A 19,530-nucleotide genomic window follows, 5' to 3' on the forward strand; every position below is an offset into this window, starting at 1 on the left:
GACAGGTCCAGGTGCCGACCGCCGGGCTGGGAACATCCGGAGCCAGGACCAGGACCAGGACCGGGACCAGGGCCGGGGTCGGGCGCAGGACCTACCATGGGTCCATGCGTCTGACCGCCTTCACCGACGTCTCCCTGCGCCTGGTCATGCGGCTCGCGGTGGCGGGGGAGGGCGAACTCCTCACCACCCGCACCGCCGCAGGGATGCTCGCCGTGCCCTACACCCACATGGCCAAGGCAGTGGCGCGGCTGGCGGATATGGGTCTGGTGGAGGCGCGGCGGGGCCGCGGCGGCGGGCTGCTGCTGACCGAGGCGGGACGGCGCTCCTCGGTGGGGGCGATCGTCCGTGAACTGGAGGGGGCCGGGGACCTTGCCGGGTGCGAGGACGACCCGCCCTGCCCGCTGCGCGCGGCCTGTCGGCTGCGCGGTGCGCTGGCCCAGGCCCGGGAGGCCTTCTACGTGTCCCTGGACGGGGTGACCGTGGAGTCCCTGGTGTCCCCGCCCGCCCGGCAGACCCTCATCGTGCTCGGTGAGGACGCCCCTCCGGCCTGATCGTGGCCTGACGCGTCCTGACTGCCGGAGGGCTTTCCCGGGCAGGGGGCTCTCCCTGGCAGGGGAGGGGCCTCCCCCCCGGGAGCCCCGAATGCCCCTCTGAACTGCCCTTTCGTGTTTGGACCCACCCCGGTGCAGCGGTCTCGAGCGTCGGTTTTAATATGCATCTCAGATACCAATTATCTGACGCGGGGCCCCGCCCCGACGAAGGAGGACGTGTGCTCTCCACCGAGTCCGCAGCCACGATCCGCGCCACCATCCCGGCCGTCGCGGGTGCGCTGGACACCATCACCGCCCGGTTCTACGACACGATGCTCGGCGAGCACCCCGAGCTCCTCGACGGCCTGTTCAACCGGGGCAACCAGGCCAGCGGCGAACAGCGCAGAGCCCTGGCCGGATCCATCGCGGGCTTCGCCACCGCCCTCCTGGAACACCCGGACGAGCGCCCCGACGCCCTGCTGTCGCGCATCGCGCACAAGCACGTCTCCCTCGGCATCACCGAGGACCAGTACGTGATCGTGCACAAGTACCTGTTCGCCGCGATCGCCGACACCCTGGGCGAGGCCGCCACCCCCGACGTCGTCGCGGCCTGGGACGAGGTCTACTGGCTGATGGCCGGAAGCCTCATCGCCATGGAGGCCCGCCTCTACCAGGGGTCCGGGGCCACCGGCCGCGACGTGTGGCGCCCCTGGCGGGTGGCCGACCGCTCCGCGCAGACCCCCGACACCGTCTCCCTCACCCTGGAGCCCCAGGGCGACGAACCGGCGCCCGGCTTCCGGCCCGGCCAGTACGTCAGCGTGCGCGTCCAACTGCCCGACGGCCTCCACCAGGCCCGCCAGTACTCGCTCTCCGGCTGGGACGGCAGCCGCCGCCGGATCACCGTCAAGCGGCTGCGCGCGGGCGAACACCCGGCCGGTGAGGTCTCCACCCTCCTGCACGACTCCGCCGCCCCCGGCGACACCCTCATGGTGTCCACCCCCGCGGGCGACGTCACCCTGGCCGACGGCGACCACCCGCTCGTCCTGGCCTCGGCCGGGATCGGCTGCACCCCGATGGTCGCCATGCTCCAGCACCTGGCCGAACAGGGCAGTACCCGACCGGTCCTGGTCCTGCACGCCGACCGCGGCCCCGAGGACCACGCCCACCGCGAGGAGATCGCCGCCCTGGTCGACCGGCTCCCCGGCGCCACCGCCCACACCTGGTACGAGAACTGCCAGCAGGGGTGCCCCGGGGACGGCACCGGCGGCGACCACCACCCCGGGACGATGGATCTGGCCCGGGTCGAGGTGCCCGAGGGCGCCGAGGTGTACCTGTGCGGCCCGCTGCCGTTCATGCGCGACGTCCGGGCCCAGTTCCTGCGCGCGGGCGTGCCCGCCCGCTCGGTCCGCTACGAGGTCTTCGGCCCCGACCTGTGGCTGGGCGCCGACGACTGACCGTGTTCACGGGGGAGGGTTCGGCGGGAACCGGTCGCTCTCCGGGGCCGGCCGCCCTCACGGGGGCTGTCCGCCGCTCGGAGCACCGGCCGGTTCCGGCCCGGAGTCCGGCTGTCGGACCGGGGTCAGCCGGACATACTGGACAGCATGCAGGTCCACGAACCCTCCTCCGTCCTCGTCGGTCGCCACACCCAACGCCGACCGGCTGGCGGAGGGACCGGGGGAGGCCCGGGGTCTGGCGGGAGAGGTCAGCCGGGGTGGCCGGTACGGGTTCGGGTGGCGCGGGTTCGGGTGGCGCGGGTGTGCTGTTCGTAGGCGCGGTAGTAGGTGCGCACGAGGTCGACTCGGCCAGCGGCGGCGGAGGGTTCCGGTGCGGGCGTGTGGCCCTGGGAGACGCGGAAGGTCGGCAACAGCGCCCGGGGCGTGTCCGGGATCGGGTTCATGGTCCGGGAATCGGCCGGGAGCGGGCTTGGGTGCTGGACGTCGACGGGACGGCGGGGGCGGGGAATGAACGGGCCGACCTGGTCCGAGGGTCGTACGGTGGTCGGCTTGGGTCCGGTGTTGCTCGCGCCCTGGGTGCGGTTGGTACGTGGCACGGTGCTGTCCGGGCGGCTGGGGGTGTGTTCGGGCAGGGTGTAGCGGCGGACCCGGCGGGAGCGGCGCCGGTATTCGGCGGCCAGGGTGCGCAGGTAGCCGGAGGGGTCGGCGTGCAGCCCGCCGCAGGGGCGGAGCAGGCGCACCAGGGTGCACAGGGCGGCGGTAACGTAAGGCATGACAGCGCTCCTTAGTGGCGTTGTCCGGGCCCGGGGTGTGGGTAGCACCGCCGGGCCGCTTCGGTTGTCAGGCCCCTGCATGTCTGTGCGGGGCGGGCCTCCCGTTGGCGGGGGCGGGGGCTGTCCGGGATGGGTGTTCCTGGACCAGCGGGGTGTTCCAGCCGGAGGTCAGGGCCTGCGGGGCAGGGGCGGGACGAACCCGGCGAACTCCTCGACCACCTCGTGCACCAGGCGGCGGACCTGGGCCCGAGGGATGTAGCGCCAGGTACGGCCGTCCCGGGACTGGTAGGCCCAGTGGCTGCGGTCCTTCAGCCCCAGGGCGACATTGCCCAGATAGGCGGGGCCGACCAGGGCGCGTTCGAGGTCAGCGCCCCGGGTCCAGGGGAAGCGCCGCCATTCCACGGTGAAGGTCAGCCCCCGCATCTCACGGAAGGCCTGCAGGGCCTCAGCCCGAGGGTCGGTGTCCTGGCTCTGAGTGGTCCGGGTGGTCTGCGTCTGCCGCTGTCCGAAAACGTCCATGACCACATGCTGAGCCGAGGTCAGCCCTGTCTCAAAGCAAGTTGTTCGATCTTGGGATTACCTGATCCTTTTTCCTACTCTGTTGATACAGTTCGCCATATGGTCTCCAGTATTTTTCAGGATTGCCTCATCAAGCTCCGGGATCTTTCTGGCCTCACTCAACGTCAGCTGGCGAATCGAAGCGGTGCGTCCCATTCCAGTGTGAACCGTTGGGAGCTTGGCAAGGGGGTGCCAAAACGGGACAATGTGGAACTTTTGGGAAAAGCGTTAGAAGATGCCGGGGTTCAGGACGCACGCACGACGCTTGCCGCTGCGCTCCGGAGGACAGTGGAAGGCACGGGCCTTCCTGAATGGGCCCGTGACCTGGAGTCCATAGAGAACAGCGCGCGGCACGTAACCACTGTCACGCCAGCGATGGTTCCTGGCTATCTTCAGTGTCCGGAGTTGGCGCGGGCGATCTTTCAGGCGGGGATGCTCGGAGCCTCCGCGGATGATGTGGCGCACCTTGTCGCTCTACGCACGGGGCGTTTGGAAGCGCTTCCGGACCTGAATGTCACGGCTGTCTTCCCCGCCTCGGCCCTGTCATGCCTTCCCGAAGCCCTCCGCCGCGCGCAGGTTTCCTATCTCCTGAAATGGGCCGATGCGGGACGTGTGGTCCTGCACCTGGTTCCGGAAGGTAGCGGGTTGCTCGTACCTGCCGCACCACTGATGATCTTCAGGCTGCGCACTGGAGACATCGCAGTGGTCAGCGACCACGCGGACGGTAACGTGATACACGAAGAGCCCCACTACGATCGGCTCACCGGTGAGGCCACCGCAGCCCTGGCGGCATCGCTCCCGGAGGCCCTTTCGCTGGACACACTTAGGAAGCTGGCATGAGCACCAACCCCTCCGGATGGCACAAATCAAGCTACAGCGCCAACGGCGCGAACTGCGTTGAGGTGGCGGCCGCCTCTGGTCACGAGGTGGTTGTGGAGAACAAGGAGGCAGGGGACGTGGTCTTCGTGGTTCGTGACTCGAAGAACCCTGAGGCCGCCCCGTTGGTCTTCACCCGTGCTGAGTGGGATGCCTTCGTTGAGGGTGTCAAGGACGGCGAGTTCGACGCCGAGCGCCTGCTCGCCGCCCTGGTCGGCTGACCTCGGCTCCCCTTCAAGGGTCCACCTCTGCCAGGTGGGCCCTTTCTCATGTCCCGGCTGCTGTCCCGGTGTCCCGGCCCCGGTGATCTGAGGACAGGCGAGCACGGGGGCCACTGACCACCCGCCCCAGGGCGGCGAGGTCTGTCGGAGATCCGGAGCACCGGCCGGTTCCGGCCCGGAATCCGGCTGCCGGACCGGGGTCAGCCGGACATACTGGACAGCATGCAGGTCCACGAACCCTCCTCCGTCCTCGTCGGTCGCCAGCAGCACCTCGACCGCCTCCTCACCGACGCCGCCCGGGCGCGCACGGGAGAATCCAGGGCGGTCCTGCTCTGCGGCGACGCCGGGATCGGCAAGTCCCGGCTCCTGGAGGAGTACCTGGACCGCACGCCGCTGCGGCAGGCAGCCCTGGGCGGCTGCCTGGAACTGGGCACCGAGGGCATCGCCTTCGCCCCCTTCACCGCGCTCCTGCGCCAGCTCGTCCGCGCGGACGGCGACGCCGCGGAGATCGGCGGTGAACTCGTCCGCCTCCTCCCCGGCCCCGGACGGGAATCCGCTCCGGCCCCGGGAACCGACGACAACGGCCGGGCCCGCCTGTTCGAGGCGGTCCTGACCTTCCTGGAGGAACGGGCCGCCCCCGGCGGGCTCAGCCTGGTCGTCGAGGACCTGCACTGGTCGGACGCCTCCACCCGCGACCTCCTGGTCTTCCTGCTGCGCAACCTCGGCGCAGCCCCGGTCCACCTGGTGCTCTCGGTGCGCACCGACGACCTGCACCGCACCCACCCGCTGCGGCCCCTGCTTCCGGAACTGGAACGGCTGTCCCGGGTGACGCGCCTCGACCTCGAACCGCTCTCCAGGGAGGCCGTCGCCGAACAGGCCGCCGCCCTGCGCGGCACCGCCCTGGACCCGGCCGCCCTGGACCTGCTCGTCGAACGCAGCGGCGGCAACCCGCTGTTCGTCGAATCCTTCCTCACCGTGCCGGACGGCGGTACGGTGCCCGACGGCCCGCGCGAACTCCTCATGCGCCGCGTCGACCCCCTCACCGCCACCGCCCGCAAGGTCCTGGGCCTGGCCGCGGTGGCCGGGGACCGCGTCGACCACGGTCTGCTCGCCGAGGTGGCCGAGGCCTCGGGGATCTCCGAGGACGACCTGGACGAGGCACTCCGCGAATCCGTCGACGCCCAGGTCCTACGCGCCACCGACACCGGATACGTGTTCCGGCACGCCCTGCTCGCCGAGGCCGTCAAGGGCGACCTGCTACCCGGACAGCGGGTGCGCGCACACCGCCGCTACGCCGAGGCCCTGGACGCCGGGGTCCCGGGCCTGCCCCGTGCCGGGGCCGTCGCCCGGCTCGCCCACCACGCCTACGCCGCGCACGACCATCCGCGCGCGCTCACCGCCGCCTGGGAGGCCGCCGGGCACGCCGCCGCCACCGCGGCCCACCCCGAACACCTGGAGCTGCTCGAACGGGTACTGGAGCTGTGGGAACTGGTGCCCGACGCCTCCGACCGGCTGGGGCTCTCCCACGGTGAACTCCTGCTGCGGGTCTGTCTGGCCGCGCAGATCGCGGGCGGTCTGCGCCGGTCGGTCGAGCACGCCACCGAGGCCCTGGCCGGCCTCGATCCGGAGGCCGAACCCGAGCTGACCGCCCGGCTGCTGGTGGCCCGTGCCGTGGCCTACAAGGACCTGGGCCGCCTCTCCGCGCTGGACGATCTGCGCGCCGCCGCCGGACTCCTGCCCGAGGGCCACCCCGAACGGGCCGCGGTGAGCGCCGCCACCGGGACCGTGCTCATGATGAGGGGCCGCGGTGCCGAGGCGGAGCGGGTCTCCCGCGCCGCGGTCGAGGAGGCCCGGGCCTGCGGCGACCGGGCCAGCGAGGCCGACGCGCTCATCACCCTGGGCAACCTGCTGGACGTCAACGGTTCCGAGGAGGCCCTGGGCATGCTGCGCGAGGGCATCCGGATCGCCCGGGAGCTGGGGGACGCCCAGGTGGAGATGCGGGGCCTCAACAACATCGGCAGCAACCACAACAACCGGTTCGAGTTCGAGGAGTGGCTGGCCTGCGCGGAGGAGGCTCTGGGCCGCTGCGCTGAGTTGGGGGTACTGCGCACCCAGGGTGTCGGGTACGTCAACGGGGTGGCCAGCGCCCTCGTCGCTCTGGGCAGATTCGACCAGGCCCGGGCGAAACTGCGCGCGGCACCCTCCTCGGAGGACCTCGCCGGAGGCCGTCGTCAGGTCCTGCTCGCCCAGATGGCCGCGATGGAGGGCGAGTGGGAGGCCAGCCAGCGCGCCCTGGCGGAGTTCGCCCGGCTGTTGCCCCGGGACACCTCCACGGTCGTTGAGTACATGCCGGAGTACCACACGCGCCTCCTCCTGCTGCTGCACGGGCCGGGTGACCGGCTGGCCGAGGCGGCCCGGCTGGTGCTCGCGGGGGAGGCCGACATCGGCCTGCTCTCCCAGATCCGGTTCAGCGCCAGCGGACTGACCGCCACGGCGAGGGTGGCCTGGCGGCTGCGGCGCCGGGCCGAACCCGGGGACCGCGAGCTCGCCGAGGAGCTGGCCGAGGTCCTGCTGGGGCTGCTGGCGCGCGAGGACTGGCCGGCCTCCCCGATGGGGGAGCTGGCACGCCACGCCAGCAGGGGGTTCCTGGAGGAGGACCCCGAACGGGCCCTGGCCCACTGGGGCCGGGCACTGCCGCTGGCGGCCCGGACCAAGGGCGCCGCTCGGAGTGAATGCCTGTACGGGGCCTTCTGGGCCGCTCACGGGGCGGGCGAGGCTGAGCGCGCCCGCGAGCTGCTGGAGCAGACCGAGGCGCTGCTCGCCGAGCTCGACGTCCACGTCGTCCGCCAGGAGGTGGCACAGATGCGTGAGGTGCTCCCCGCCGATCCGGTGCCGAAGGCCGCCGCCGCACTGCCCGCCGGACTGACCCGGCGCGAACTGGAGGTGCTGGTGCAGGTGGCCGAGGGCCTGTCCAACCGGGAGGTGGGGGAGTCGCTGTTCATCTCGGCGAAGACGGTGAGCGTGCACCTGAGCAACCTGATGGGCAAGCTCGGGGTCGGCAACCGCACCGCCGCCGTGGCCAGGGCCCGCGAACTCGGGCTGGTGTAGTCCCCGGACCGACCGCGGTGATCTTGCTACCAGGGGCAACTTCGGCGCCGAAGTTGCCCCTGGTAGCAAGATCACCGCGGAAAAGGGACCCGGCCCGCTCCCCGGGGCTAGAGCGTGGGCAGGTACCGCTGCAGCTCGTAGGGGGTGACCTGGCGGCGGTAGGAGTTCCACTCCGCCTTCTTGTTGCGCAGGAAGAAGTCGAACACGTGCTCGCCCAGGGTCTCGGCGACCAGTTCGCTGTTCTCCATCAGGCGCAGGGCCTCGTCCAGGCTCTGCGGCAGCGGCTTGATGCCCAGCGCGCGCCGCTCGGCGTCGGTCAGCGCCCACACGTCGTCCTCGGCGCCCGGGGGCAGTTCGTAGCCCTCCTCGATGCCCTTGAGACCGGCGGCCAGGATCACCGCGTAGGCCAGGTACGGGTTGGCGGCGCTGTCCAGCGAACGGATCTCGATCCGGCTGGAGTTCGACTTGCCGGGCTTGTACATCGGGACCCGGACCAGCGCGGACCGGTTGTTGTGGCCCCAGCAGATGTAGGCGGGGGCCTCACCGCCCATGCCCGCCGAGGCGGCCGGGTCGTCCCAGATGCGCTTGTAGGAGTTCACCCACTGGTTGGTGACGGCGGCGATCTCGTCGGCGTGCCGCAGCAGGCCCGCGATGAACCCGCGCCCCACCTTGGACAGCTGGTACTCGGCACCGGGCTCGTAGAAGGCGTTGCGGTCGCCCTCGAACAGCGACAGGTGGGTGTGCATGCCCGACCCGGGGTACTGGGTGAAGGGCTTGGGCATGAACGTCGCGTACACGCCCTGCTCCATCGCCACCTCCTTCATCACGAGCCGGAAGGTCATGATGTTGTCGGCGGTGGTGAGCGCGTCCGCGTAGCGCAGGTCGATCTCCTGCTGGCCGGGGCCGCCCTCGTGGTGGCTGAACTCCACCGAGATGCCCATGGCCTCGAGCATGTTGATCGCGTTGCGCCGGAAGTCGTGCGCACTGTTGTGCGGGGTGTGGTCGAAGTAGCCGCCCGAGTCGTTCGGCTCGGGGAACTCGCCGTGTTCGGGGAACTTCTTCAGCAGGTAGAACTCGATCTCGGGGTGCGTGTAGAACGTGAACCCGAGGTCGGAGGCCCGGCTGAGCTGCCGCTTGAGCACGTGCCGGGGGTCCGCGGGGGAGGGGGAGCCGTCGGGCATCAGGATGTCGCAGTACATCCGCGCGGTGCCGTGCGGCTCGTTGCGCCAGGGCAGCACCTGGAAGGTGGAGGGGTCGGGCTGGGCGAGCATGTCGGCCTCGTAGACCCTGGCGAAGCCCTCGATGGCCGAACCGTCGAACCCGATGCCCTCGGAGAAGGCCGCCTCCAGTTCGGCGGGCGCCACCGCCACGGACTTGAGGTACCCGAGCACGTCGGTGAACCACAGCCGCACGAACCGGATGTCGCGCTCCTCCAACGTGCGGAGCACGAATTCCTGCTGTCGATTCACGATCAACCTTCCTCGATGCCGGTCGGTCCCGGTCCCGGTCCACACTCTGCGGGGCCGAGCCGGACACGTTGTCCCGGGACCAGTCTGCCGTGCGGATATTTCCAGGGTATTTCCGCACACGCCAGCCGGCCTGCCCGGTCCGTTCCCCCTACACGCATTATGGCCTCAGCCCGGGGGTTTCGGGCCCTCCCCGGCCGGAAGGGACGGTCCGGATTCACCGAGCACGGCCGGGCGCGACCCGGGGCGGAAACATCCGGCCGTTAGGCTCGGTTCCGTGGCACAGCTGAGAATCGCACTGGCCCAGGTCAACCCCACTGTGGGAGACCTGGAGGGAAACCGGCGAACCGTGGTCGGCGCGGCCCGCCGGGCCGCGGAGAAGGGCGCGCACCTGGTGGTGCTCCCGGAGATGATCGTCACCGGGTACCCGGTCGAGGACCTGGCCCTGCGGGACTCCTTCGTGTCGGCGTCGGTCCGGGCCACCCGCGCCCTGGCCGCCGACCTCGACGCCGAGGGGTTGGGCGACCTGCCCGTCGTGGTGGGATTCCTCTCCCGCAGGGAGGGGCCGGGGGAGCGGTACGGCCAGCCCTCCGGGGCGCCGCAGAACGCGGTCGCCGTCCTGCTCCGGGGCGGGGTCGAGCTCACCTCCGCCAAACACCACCTGCCCAACTACGGTGTCTTCGACGAGTACCGCAACTTCGTGCCCGGCGACACCCTGCCGGTGATCCGGGTGCGCGGCGTCGACGTGGCCCTGGCCGTCTGCGAGGACCTGTGGCAGGACGGCGGTCCGGTCACCGCGGCCCGCGCCGCCCGGGTCGGCCTGCTCGTCACCCTGAACGGGTCGCCGTACGAGCGGCACAAGGACGACGTGCGCCTCGAACTGTGTTCGCGCCGCGCCCGCGAGATCGGCGCCGCCCTGGCGTACGTGAACATGGTCGGCGGGCAGGACGAACTGGTCTTCGAGGGCGACTCCCTGGTGGTGGACTCCGAAGGCGAACTGGTGGCCCGCGCGCCGCAGTTCGAGGAGGACCTGCTCCTCGTCGACCTGGACCCGGCCGCGGCGGACGGGGAGCGGGGCGCCCGGGACGGGGACGTGATCGACGGGATACGGATCGTCCGGCGCACGCTGTCCGCCGACCCGGTGCCCGCCTACGAGCCCCGGTCCAACACCGTCACACCGCGCCCGGACCCGCTGTCCGACACCGGGGAGGTCTACCGGGCCCTGGTCGTGGGGCTGCGCGACTACGCGGCCAAGAACGGTTTCGCCTCGGTGGTCCTGGGGATCTCCGGGGGTATCGACTCGGCGCTGGTCGCGACCATCGCGGTGGACGCGCTGGGCTCCGACCGGGTACACGGTGTCCTGCTGCCCGGCGAGCACTCCAGTGCGCACTCGGTGGCCGACGCCGAGGACCTCGCCGAACGCCAGGGGTTCGCCGCCCGCACGGTCCCGATCACCTCCGCGGTCGAGGCCTTCGGGCAGGCCGCCGCCTCCGCGGAGGCCGCCCTGACCGGGCTGGCGGCGGAGAACCTGCAGGCCCGGGTGCGCGGCACGCTGCTCATGGCGCTGTCCAACCAGGAGGGGCACCTGGTGCTGGCCACCGGGAACAAGAGCGAGGCGGCCACCGGCTACTCCACCCTCTACGGCGACTCCGTGGGCGGCTTCGCCCCGATCAAGGACTGCTGGAAGACCCTGGTGTGGGAACTGTCGCTGTGGCGCAACGCCGAGGCGGAGCGACTGGGCCAGACCCCGCCGATCCCGGAGAACTCGATCAGCAAACCGCCGAGCGCGGAACTGAGCCCCGACCAGACCGACGCGGACTCCCTGCCCGACTACGCGCTCCTGGACTCGGTTCTGGCCGCCTACGTGGGTACCGACCGAGGCGAGGCGGAACTCGTGTTCGCCGGTTACGACCCCGACCTCGTGCGCCGGGTGATCCGCCTGGTGGACCGGGCCGAGTTCAAGCGCCGCCAGTCCGCGCCCGGTACCAAGATCAGCTCCCGCAACCTCAGCCGGGACCGCCGGGTGCCCATCACCAATCGTTGGACGGTCTGACCAACCGGCTGGAGAGTCCGACCAGCCGTTGGGCGGGCCGATCAGCCGCAGGGCGGTCCGGGGCGCGGCTGCGGGCCCCGCTCAGGTCGCACCGGTCGTGCTGCGGCGGAACAGCGTGTAGTCCGCTCCGCCCCTGAAGACGGTGCCCTCCACCCGCTCGAAGGCGGCCGGGTCGAACGCCGCTCCCTCGAAGAGCGTCTTTCCGGACCCGGCCACCACCGGGTAGCGCTTGATCATGAGTTCGTCGATCTCCGGCAGCAGGTACCCGGCGATGGCCGGTCCGCCGACCATGCAGACGCCCAGGGGTCCGTCCTCCCCCTTGAGTTCGCGGACGGTCTCCAGGGGGTCGGCGGCCACGACCGTCACGTTCGGGTCGGTGTCGGCGGGCAGGGTGCGGGAGAACACGTACTCGCGCATGTGCGCGTAGGGGCTCGTGACGCCCACGTCCAGGGCGACCTGGTAGGAGCCCCGGCCCTGGAGCATGGTGTCGTAGTGCCTGTTGGGCGCGTCCAGGCCCAGGTGGGCGCGGACGTGGCTGGGCAGCAGTTCCGGGTACTCGTCCGCGTGGAACTCGCCGGTCTCCCCGAGCTCCTCGCCGTCCTCACCCAGGGGGAAGAAGTCGAAGGAGCCGTCGGGCGCGCAGACGTAGCCGTCGAGCGAGACGGCGACGAAGTAGGTGAGGTTTCGCATGTGTCTCCTTGCCGGGGTACTCCCGCGGCCTGTTGACCACTATGGTTGAAGTACTACGAACAAAGTACTTCAAGCGTAGTGGTTTGCCAAGGGTTTTTCGGAGAACAGGAGAGGACCATGGTCAGGAACCCGGAGCGCCGCGCCGCGCTGCTGGACGCCGCCATCGGCGTGCTCGCCGAGGAGGGCGCCCGCGGGCTCACCTTCCGCGCGGTCGACACCCGGGCGGGGGTGCCCGCCGGCACCGCCTCCAACTACTTCGCCAACCGCGAGGAACTGCTCGCCCAGGCGAGCGTGCGCACCTACGAACGCTTCACGCCCGACCAGGCCGAGTGGGACAACGTGTTCACCGGCCCCCGCGACCGCGCCAAGCTCGTGGAGCTCATGCGCGCCACGGTCACCCGCCTGGCAGCCGACCCGAACGTCTACCTGGCCACCCTGGAACTCCAGCTGGAGGCCACCCGCCGCCCCGAACTGCGCCGGAACATCACCGAACGCGTCCGTGCCGACCTGGACGCCAACATCGCCTCCCACGAGGAGGCGGCCATGCCCGGCGACCGCGACACCGTCCTCGTGCTCTACCTGGCCCTGAACCGGTTGGTCGCCGACTACCTCACCCTCCCCGGCGTCCTCTCCGCGGAGGGGTCCCTGGACGAGCTGGTCGCCAAGGTGGTGGAACACGTCGTCCCCGAGAGCTGAGCCCCCGCCCCGTAACCCGGCAGGGACGGAGCACCCGGCGGGCGCGTGCCTCGGCCCGGGCCCTCGCCGCCGCCCGAAGGTGTTCGCTCCCGCGGGCGGCCGTCCGGGAGGGGGCGCGGCTGTCGCGTGGTGGTTCGAGGTGGAACACGGTGGTCCTTTCCGTTGTGCGGCGGAACCCGTGTTCCGCCCCCGTGCCCTCCACGATCCGGCTGGGGGCCCTCGCGCACCGGAAGGAATGACCGGTTCTCCGCAGCAACCGGTGGGTCGGTGGGCCAAGCGCCCTAAGGCGGGTGATACGCGTCCCAAGCGCTCGCGCCCGGAGGCGGCCCGGAGCGGTTTCCGTTGGAGGTTGTGCTGGTCGGAGGCGTGTCACCGAGCGTTCGGGGATGATCGCGCGTAGTTGTCTTGAGGTGTCACAGGGTGAACCTCAAGGAGGCGTGGGATGACTCGGGTCGCTTGCGGAACCGGTCGGCGGGGCACGGACGGTGCAGGGCCGTGCCGAGAGGGGGCGGGCGGGGCAGGAGCAGTCGGGAGCGGGCTCGGCCAAAGGTCCGGCTGGGTCCTCGCGGGGCTGGCCGCCGCCGTGCTGTGCGCGGCCCCCGCCGCCGCCGACGGGCAGGGGGGAGAGCGGGCGCAGCCCGGCGTGCTCGCCGACGGCGGTGACGGCCTCGCCGACTCCGAGCTGGTGGGTCTGACCCTGACGGGCGCGGAGCAGTCCCCGGTGCCGGGCGAGGAGGTCCGCTACCGGGCGACCGTGGCCAACGGCGGTGCGACGGCTGTCGAGGGGGGCCTGCTCGCCCAACACGTCCCCGAACCCCTGGAGGTGGTCGGCATCGACCGGTCCGGCGTGGTCGAGGAGGGCGTCGCCAACTGGCGGGTCGACGTACCGGAGGGCGGGGAGGCCGTGTACGCGGTCCGGGTCCGGGTGCCCGAGGACGCGGAGGCGGGGGACCGCGTGGTGAGCACGGCCTGCCTGCTGTTGGACCGGGACGCCGAACCCTCGGCGTGCGCGAGCGACACGCTCCTGGTCGCCGACCGGACGGTCCTCTCTCGGGTGGGTGAGCTGGTGGACCGCGACAGCCTGGTGCGTGCGGCCGGTGCGGGGGCGCTGGTCGTGCTGGTCTGGTTGTTGTGGCGGCAGTGGGGAGTGGCCAAACGGAGGTGATCAAGGTGCCGGGTTGTCTGATTTGTTACGTCAGGGCGTCAGTAAGACGGGCTCTTCAACTACAGTGCGTAGTAGTCTGTCGGCATGGACTTTCTCTACTCCGCGCTCGTGTTCCTGCACATGATCGGCCTGGCCGGCATCATCGCCGGGTTCCTGATGCAGCTGATGACCGACAACGTCAAGGCGACCAAGGTCCTGCTGCACAGCGCCCTGCTCCAGTTCGTCACGGGGCTGCTGCTGGTCGGCGTCGCCGAGATGGCGGACCTGGCCGAGACCGACCACGTCAAGATCGCGGTCAAGCTCCTCGTCGCCCTGGCCGTCGTGGTCCTGGGTGTGCTGAACCTGCGCAAGCCCGCCAGGAACCTCGCGATCGTCGCCGGGGTCCTCGCCATCGTCAACATCGGTGTCGCGGTCTTCTGGTGACACCCCCGGGAGGCGCCCGCCGCGGGGCGCCTCCCGCTCCCGCCCGCACGGGGTCAGCCGGTGGCGGGCCAGGCCGAGAGGTCTGGCCCGCCACCGGCTTTTTCGTGCCCTCTCGGAGCTCTCCAGGGGTTCTCTGTGCCCCCGTCGTTGAAATCTTTGCAGCTTCTTTCATCGGCATTCGCTGAGCTCGCGCGTTCGAATGGCCGCAAGCCACCGGAAATCCGTTGTTCACAAGCGAAGGTTCATCTGTTACCTTCGTCACGCTTGCGCAAACTCTTGCAAAGACTGCAAGAGAGTGTCGGCGGGGCAGCGTGGCCCCGCCGAGGACCTCCCCCAAGGAGCGCACATGAGAACACCCCGCCCCGGCGCCCTCATCGGCGCCGTGCTGCTGGGAACCGGCCTGCTAGCGGTTCCCGGTCCGGTCGGCCCCCAGGACGCCGTCGCCGCCTCCGCGAACAGCCCCGTCCCCCTCCAGGAGGGCGACGGCGACACCATCGTCCACCTCTTCCAGTGGAACTGGGACTCCGTCGCCGCCGAGTGCGCCGACTTCCTCGGCCCCAACGGCTACGGCGGTGTCCAGGTCTCCCCGCCCCAGGAACACGTGGTCGTCCCCTACTCCGAAGGCGGCAACTACCCCTGGTGGCAGGACTACCAGCCGGTCTCCTACCGGATCGACAACACCCGGCGCGGCACCGCCGAGGAGTTCGAGGACATGGTCGCCACCTGCGCCGACAACGGAGTGCGGATCTACGTCGACGCCGTCGTCAACCACATGACCGGCCCGCAGGAAGGCGGAAGCGTCGGCAGCGCCGGAACCGAGTGGCAGCAGTACGAGTACCCCGACCTGTTCGGGGACGGCGGGGCCGCCTACTCCCGCGACGACTTCGGCCCCTGCTACGACACCATCGAGGACTGGAACGACAAGTGGCAGGTCCAGAACTGCCAGCTCCTCGACCTGGCCGACCTGGACACCGGCAGCCCCCAGGTCCGGGCCCGGATCACCCGCTACCTCAACGGCCTGGTCGACATGGGGGTGGGGGGTTTCCGGGTGGACGCCTCCAAACACGTCCCCGAGGACGACATGGGCGCCGTCATCGGAGCCCTGAACGAGGTCCCCGGCTTCGGCGGAGCCCCGCACGTCTACCACGAGGTCTACGGCGACCAGACCGTCCCCTACACCGCCTACACGCCCTACGGCCAGGTCACCAACTTCGACTACAAGCGCGACATCGCCGCCGGCTTCGCCAACGGTGACATCACCGGGCTGACCTCGATCTCCGACCACGGCGGCCTCAGCGGGGACGAGTCGGTGGTCTTCGTCGACAACCACGACACCCAGCGCTACGAGCCCACCCTCACCCACGTCGACGGCGACCGCTACTACCTCGCCACCGCCTTCATGCTCGCCCAGCCCTACGGCACCCCCGTGGTGATGTCGAGCTACGACTTCCGGGGCAACGAGACCGAGGGCCCGCCCAGCGCCCCCGAGGACGGCAACCCCGCCGGGTGGATCACCCGGGACAGCGACTGCTCCACCTCGGACTGGGTCTGCGAGCACCGGAACGAGACGGTCAGCGGCATGGTCGCCTTCCGCAACGCGGTGAGCGGCACCGGTCTGACCGAACGGGCCCAGGACGGGACCGCCCGGGTGGCCTTCGACCGCGGCGAGGCGGGCTTCGCCGCCTTCAACGCCTCCGGCCAGAGCTGGGAACTGGAGTCGGAGACCGCACTGCCCGACGGCACCTACGACAACGCCGCAGGCCCCGGCAGTGCCACCGTCGCCGACGGCCGGGTCACCGCCAGCCTCCCCGCCGACGGCGCCCTGGCCCTGCACACGGGTGGCGAGTGCGAACAGGACTGCGACGGCGGCGGTGAGCCGGGGGAGCCCGGTGACCCGCACACCCTCACCGCGACCGTGCAGACCGAGTTCGGCCAGGAGGTGCACGTCGTCGGCTCCACCCCCGAACTGGGGTCCTGGAACCCGGCCGACGGGGCTCCCCTGAGCACCGGCCCGTCCACCTACCCGGAGTGGTCCGGCAGCGCCGTCATCGGAGCCGACACCGAGTGGAAGCTCGTCAAGGTCTCCCCGGACGGCAGCGTCGAATGGGAGAGCGGCGCCAACCGGATCGGCCCCGCCGCCTCAGTCACCTGGCGCGGCTGACCATCCAGCGCTGACCGCACGACCAGGGCCGTTACTCCCCGGCCCGTCCCCGGCACCCCGGCGCCACACTCCTCCGGCGCCGGGGTGCCCCCTCTCCGCCTTCCCGGGTCCGGCCCCGTCCGAGCCGCGGCCTCAGTCGTCGTAGAAGACCCGCTCCATGACCGCGCGGGCCCGCCGGGTGGTGCGCAGGTAGGCGTCGGTCAACTGCTCCGCGGGGCCCTCCGGCTCCAGGCCGTCGCCGCCCCCCTCGTCATCGTCCCCGTCGTCCTCGCCGTAACCCATGGCCTGGGCCAGCGCCGCACGCACCCGCAGGTCGTTCGGGATCGAGTCGCCGCCCCGGCCGCGCACGAGCATGACCATCCCGCGCACCCGGGACGCCAGACGCCAGGCCTCCTCCAGCACCACACCGTCGTCGGCCGCCAGCAGACCGTGCGCCACCGCGACCCCCAGGGCCTCCAGCGTCCCGGTCGTGCGCAGGTCCGGGTGCTCGTGGGCGTGGCGCAACTGCACCAGCTGGGCCACCCACTCCACATCCGAGAGCCCGCCCCGGCCCAGCTTCGTGTGCAGGGTCGGGTCGGCCCCGCGCGGCAGCCGCTCGGCCTCCATCCGGGCCTTGAGCTTACGGATCTCCAGCACCGCGGACCCGTCGACGCCCCCGTCCGGGTAGCGCAGGGGGTCGATCAGGGCGGTGAAGGCCGAACACAGCCCCTCGTCGCCCGCGATCGGCCGCGCACGCAACAGCGCCTGGCTCTCCCACACCTGGGACCAGCGGCCGTAGTAGGCGGCGTAGGAGTCCAGCGTGCGCACCACCGGCCCGCTCTTGCCCTCCGGCCGCAGGTCGGTGTCGATCTTGAGCGGCGGCTCGGCCTGCGGCATCTCCAGCAGCCGGGCCAGCTCCCGCACGGTCGCCAGGGCCTGCCTGGTGGCCGATCCCGTGTCCACACCGGGCAGCGGGTCGTGCACGTACATCACGTCGGCGTCGCTGGCGTAGGTCAGCTCACCGCCGCCGAACCGCCCCATGGCCACCACGCACACCCGGGTGAGCTTCTCGCCGCCGGACTCGGCCACCGCCTTGGCGTAGGCCGCGCGCAGGGCCGCGTCGATGGTCACCGCCGCGATGTCGGTCAGCGCGGCGCCGACCTCCTCCACCGAGGACACGCCCAGCAGGTCCGCGGCGGCCGTGCGCAGCAGCTCCCGGCGGCGCAGGGCCCGCACCGCCGACACCGCCTCCTCCGGGGTGTCGTAGCGGCGCAGCGCCGCGTCGGCCTCGGTCACCAGCGTCCTGGTCTCCCGGCGCCGCAGGTCGGCGTCGTCGGCCAGGGTCGCCACGGCCTCCGGGGCACGCAGCAGAAGTTCGGTGGCGTAACGGCTCGTCCCCAGCAGCCAGGCCATCCGCTCGGCCACCCGCACGTCGTCGCGCAGCAGCCGCAGGTACCAGGGGGTGGTCCCCAGGGAGTCGCTGACCTGGCGGAAACCGAGCAGGCCCGCGTCCGGGTCGGGGGAGTCGGCGAACCAGCCCAGCATCACCGGCAGCAGCGTGCGCTGGATGGCCGCACGCCGGGACAGTCCCGACGTCAGCGACTTCAGGTGGCGCAGGGCTCCGCGCGGGTCCACGAAACCCAGGGCGCCCAGCCGTTCCACCGCCTGCTCGGGGGAGAGCCGGGCCTCGTCCTCGGGGAGTTTGGCCACCGCGTTCAACAGCGGACGGTAGAAGAGCTTCTCGTGCAGCCGACGCACCTCCGCCGACACCCGTTTGCGGGCCTCGGTCAGCTCCCGTACCGGATCGGCGGTGAACCCCAGGGCCCGGCCCAGCTGGCGCAGCTGCCCGGGGCCGTCCGGGGACTGGGGGTCGGGCAGCAGGTGGGTGCGCCGCAACCGCTCCAACTGCAACAGGTGTTCCACCCGGCGCAGGAACCGGTAGGCCTCGGCCAGCCCGGCCGCGTCCTTGCGCCCCACGTAGCCGTACTCCGACAGGGCGGTCAGGGCCCGGAGGGTGTTGCCCGAACGCAGCCGGTCGTCGGAGCGCCCGTGCACCAGCTGGAGCAGCTGCACGGAGAACTCGATGTCGCGCAGGCCGCCCGGGCCCAGTTTCAGTTCACGCTCGGCCTGGCCCGCGGGGATGTGCGCCACCACCCGGCGGCGCATCGCCTGGACGTCCTCCACGAAGTCCTTGCGACCGGCGGCCTCCCACACCATCGGGGAGATCGCCTCCGAGTACGCCCGCCCCAGCTCCGCGTCACCGGCGATCGGGCGGGCCTTGAGCAGCGCCTGGAACTCCCAGGTCTTCGCCCAGCGCTCGTAGTACGCCAGGTGTCCGGCCAGCGGGCGCACCAGCGGCCCGTTCTTGCCCTCGGGGCGCAGGGCCGGATCGACCTCCCACAGGGTGCCCTCGGCGTCGGTCTCCGACAGGATGCGCATCATCGCCGTGGCCAGCCGGGTGGCCGCCCGCTGGGCCCCCTGCTCGTCCTCGGCCGTTCCGTCCGTGGCGGGTTCGGCCACGAACACCACGTCCACGTCGCTGACGTAGTTCAGTTCCCTGCCGCCGCACTTGCCCATGCCGATCACGCTCAGCCGGCACAGCTCCGCGTCCTCGGGAGCCTCGGCCCGGGCCACCGCCAGCGCCGCGTCCAGGGTCGCGGCGGCCAGGTCGGCCAGTTCGGCGGCGACCTCGTCCACGGTGTTCACCCCGGTCAGGTCCCGCCCGGTCAGCCTCAGGACCCTCCGGCGGTAGGCCACGCGCAGCGTGTGCCGCAGCACGGCCGAGGGCTCCGCCCCGGACCCCTCGCCCAGGGAGAGGTCTGCCACGGGGGCGGTGTCGTCGGGGTGGGCGCCCACGGTGTGCATGAGCCCCCGGCGCAGCTCCTCCGGTTCGGGGGTGCGCGCGGCGTCGGCTCCGCGCAGCTCACGCCAGTCACCGGGGTGGCGGACCAGGTGGTCGGTCAGGGCCGTGCTGGCGCCCAGGATCCGGCACAACCGGGTCCGCAGCTCCCGTTCCTCCCGCAGCGCGGGGAGTATCTCCTCCGGGTCGGGCGCGGCCTCCAGCAGCCGGAGCAGACCCAGCAGGGCCTGGTCGGGGTCGGCGGCCGCCGCGAGGGCGCCGATGACCTCGGTGTCGGCCCGGGCGTCCAGGCCGGCCTCCGTCACCAGCCGCAGGGCCCGGGTGCTGTCGCTGAAGCCGAGCCTGGCGAGCGCGCCTGCTGTCATGTTGGTTATTCCGTCCCTTGCCACGCGTCAACGGTAGCCGGACGGCCCGCGCACGGACCGCACGGCCCGGCCCTGGGCCCGGGCGCCGACGAACGGCCCCGGAACCGACTCGGGGCCGGTACCCGAACTGGATACCGGCCCCGAGGGGTGCT

15 protein-coding genes are annotated in these 19,530 nt (G+C 71.8%); 10 read left to right on the forward strand and 5 right to left on the reverse strand.

The window, feature by feature from the left end; translation table 11 throughout:
• Positions 1-104 precede the first annotated feature (104 nt).
• The gene (locus IE195_RS19155; protein ID WP_191273380.1) at positions 105-551 is read left to right on the forward strand and encodes an RrF2 family transcriptional regulator; all 447 of its coding nucleotides are present in this window, start codon (positions 105-107) and stop codon (positions 549-551) included.
• A gap of 218 nt (positions 552-769) precedes the next feature.
• Positions 770-1,984 (forward strand): globin domain-containing protein, encoded by a 1,215-nt coding sequence (locus IE195_RS19160; protein ID WP_191273382.1) that lies wholly within the window; start codon positions 770-772, stop codon positions 1,982-1,984.
• A gap of 248 nt (positions 1,985-2,232) precedes the next feature.
• Here the strand turns inward: IE195_RS19160 and IE195_RS19165 are convergent, their stop codons facing one another.
• Both IE195_RS19165 and IE195_RS19170 read right to left on the reverse strand, forming a co-directional pair.
• Positions 2,233-2,757, reverse strand: a complete 525-nt coding sequence (locus IE195_RS19165; RefSeq protein ID WP_191273384.1) for a hypothetical protein — start codon at positions 2,755-2,757, stop codon at positions 2,233-2,235.
• A gap of 168 nt (positions 2,758-2,925) precedes the next feature.
• Complete coding sequence (locus IE195_RS19170; protein WP_191273386.1) at positions 2,926-3,276, reverse strand: hypothetical protein; 351 nt, start codon at positions 3,274-3,276, stop codon at positions 2,926-2,928.
• Between the two features lie 99 nt (positions 3,277-3,375).
• Here IE195_RS19170 and IE195_RS19175 point away from each other — a divergent pair, with 99 nt between their 5' ends.
• The 3 genes from IE195_RS19175 to IE195_RS19185 all read left to right on the forward strand — a co-directional run bounded on the left by IE195_RS19175 (position 3,376) and on the right by IE195_RS19185 (position 7,520).
• Positions 3,376-4,155, forward strand: coding sequence for a Scr1 family TA system antitoxin-like transcriptional regulator (locus IE195_RS19175; protein ID WP_191273388.1), 780 nt, complete (start codon positions 3,376-3,378; stop codon positions 4,153-4,155).
• Positions 4,152-4,412 carry a DUF397 domain-containing protein gene (locus tag IE195_RS19180; RefSeq protein WP_191273390.1) on the forward strand — a complete coding sequence of 87 codons (261 nt, stop codon included), beginning with the start codon at positions 4,152-4,154 and terminating at the stop codon, positions 4,410-4,412. Before IE195_RS19175 ends, IE195_RS19180 begins: the two co-directional genes overlap by 4 nt.
• 222 nt (positions 4,413-4,634) lie before the next feature.
• Positions 4,635-7,520, forward strand: a complete 2,886-nt coding sequence (locus IE195_RS19185) for an ATP-binding protein (protein WP_191273392.1) — start codon at positions 4,635-4,637, stop codon at positions 7,518-7,520.
• A gap of 107 nt (positions 7,521-7,627) precedes the next feature.
• Here the strand turns inward: IE195_RS19185 and glnA2 are convergent, their stop codons facing one another.
• Complete coding sequence (gene glnA2, locus IE195_RS19190; protein WP_191273394.1) at positions 7,628-8,989, reverse strand: gamma-glutamylpolyamine synthetase GlnA2; 1,362 nt, start codon at positions 8,987-8,989, stop codon at positions 7,628-7,630.
• 274 nt (positions 8,990-9,263) lie between these two features.
• Between glnA2 and IE195_RS19195 the strand changes: the two genes are divergently transcribed.
• Positions 9,264-11,039, forward strand: coding sequence for an NAD+ synthase (locus IE195_RS19195; protein ID WP_191273396.1), 1,776 nt, complete (start codon positions 9,264-9,266; stop codon positions 11,037-11,039).
• 81 nt (positions 11,040-11,120) lie between these two features.
• On the opposite strand, the gene IE195_RS19200 is transcribed toward IE195_RS19195, so the two are convergent.
• The gene (locus IE195_RS19200; protein ID WP_191273398.1) at positions 11,121-11,729 is read right to left on the reverse strand and encodes a dihydrofolate reductase family protein; all 609 of its coding nucleotides are present in this window, start codon (positions 11,727-11,729) and stop codon (positions 11,121-11,123) included.
• 117 nt (positions 11,730-11,846) lie between these two features.
• Between IE195_RS19200 and IE195_RS19205 the strand changes: the two genes are divergently transcribed.
• The 4 genes from IE195_RS19205 (at position 11,847) to IE195_RS19220 (ending at position 16,174) form a co-directional block, all read left to right on the forward strand.
• The gene (locus tag IE195_RS19205; RefSeq protein ID WP_191273400.1) at positions 11,847-12,425 is read left to right on the forward strand and encodes a TetR/AcrR family transcriptional regulator; all 579 of its coding nucleotides are present in this window, start codon (positions 11,847-11,849) and stop codon (positions 12,423-12,425) included.
• 442 nt (positions 12,426-12,867) lie between these two features.
• Positions 12,868-13,590, forward strand: a complete 723-nt coding sequence (locus IE195_RS19210) for a hypothetical protein (protein WP_191273402.1) — start codon at positions 12,868-12,870, stop codon at positions 13,588-13,590.
• A gap of 84 nt (positions 13,591-13,674) precedes the next feature.
• Entirely contained in the window at positions 13,675-14,013 is a 339-nt protein-coding gene (locus IE195_RS19215) for a hypothetical protein (RefSeq protein ID WP_191273404.1), read from the forward strand.
• A gap of 346 nt (positions 14,014-14,359) precedes the next feature.
• The gene (locus IE195_RS19220) at positions 14,360-16,174 is read left to right on the forward strand and encodes a carbohydrate-binding module family 20 domain-containing protein (RefSeq protein WP_191273406.1); all 1,815 of its coding nucleotides are present in this window, start codon (positions 14,360-14,362) and stop codon (positions 16,172-16,174) included.
• Between the two features lie 132 nt (positions 16,175-16,306).
• Here IE195_RS19220 and IE195_RS19225 read toward each other — a convergent pair whose 3' ends face one another.
• The gene (locus IE195_RS19225; protein ID WP_191273409.1) at positions 16,307-19,378 is read right to left on the reverse strand and encodes a bifunctional [glutamine synthetase] adenylyltransferase/[glutamine synthetase]-adenylyl-L-tyrosine phosphorylase; all 3,072 of its coding nucleotides are present in this window, start codon (positions 19,376-19,378) and stop codon (positions 16,307-16,309) included.
• Between the last annotated feature and the right edge of the window lie 152 nt (positions 19,379-19,530).

This window comes from Nocardiopsis terrae, assembly GCF_014651695.1.
GTDB lineage: Bacteria > Actinomycetota > Actinomycetes > Streptosporangiales > Streptosporangiaceae > Nocardiopsis > Nocardiopsis terrae.

What these genes read in the sequence shown, in the direction of transcription:
- IE195_RS19155 (WP_191273380.1), top strand. Translation starts at nt 105, where the DNA reads ATGCGTCTGACCGCCTTCACCGACGTCTCCCTGCGCCTGGTCATGCGG.
- IE195_RS19165 (WP_191273384.1), bottom strand. Translation starts at nt 2,757, where the DNA reads ATGCCTTACGTTACCGCCGCCCTGTGCACCCTGGTGCGCCTGCTCCGC.
- IE195_RS19170 (WP_191273386.1), bottom strand. Translation starts at nt 3,276, where the DNA reads ATGGACGTTTTCGGACAGCGGCAGACGCAGACCACCCGGACCACTCAG.
- IE195_RS19175 (WP_191273388.1), top strand. Translation starts at nt 3,376, where the DNA reads ATGGTCTCCAGTATTTTTCAGGATTGCCTCATCAAGCTCCGGGATCTT.
- IE195_RS19180 (WP_191273390.1), top strand. Translation starts at nt 4,152, where the DNA reads ATGAGCACCAACCCCTCCGGATGGCACAAATCAAGCTACAGCGCCAAC.
- IE195_RS19185 (WP_191273392.1), top strand. Translation starts at nt 4,635, where the DNA reads ATGCAGGTCCACGAACCCTCCTCCGTCCTCGTCGGTCGCCAGCAGCAC.
- IE195_RS19200 (WP_191273398.1), bottom strand. Translation starts at nt 11,729, where the DNA reads ATGCGAAACCTCACCTACTTCGTCGCCGTCTCGCTCGACGGCTACGTC.
- IE195_RS19205 (WP_191273400.1), top strand. Translation starts at nt 11,847, where the DNA reads ATGGTCAGGAACCCGGAGCGCCGCGCCGCGCTGCTGGACGCCGCCATC.
- IE195_RS19210 (WP_191273402.1), top strand. Translation starts at nt 12,868, where the DNA reads ATGACTCGGGTCGCTTGCGGAACCGGTCGGCGGGGCACGGACGGTGCA.
- IE195_RS19215 (WP_191273404.1), top strand. Translation starts at nt 13,675, where the DNA reads ATGGACTTTCTCTACTCCGCGCTCGTGTTCCTGCACATGATCGGCCTG.
- IE195_RS19220 (WP_191273406.1), top strand. Translation starts at nt 14,360, where the DNA reads ATGAGAACACCCCGCCCCGGCGCCCTCATCGGCGCCGTGCTGCTGGGA.
- IE195_RS19225 (WP_191273409.1), bottom strand. Translation starts at nt 19,378, where the DNA reads ATGACAGCAGGCGCGCTCGCCAGGCTCGGCTTCAGCGACAGCACCCGG.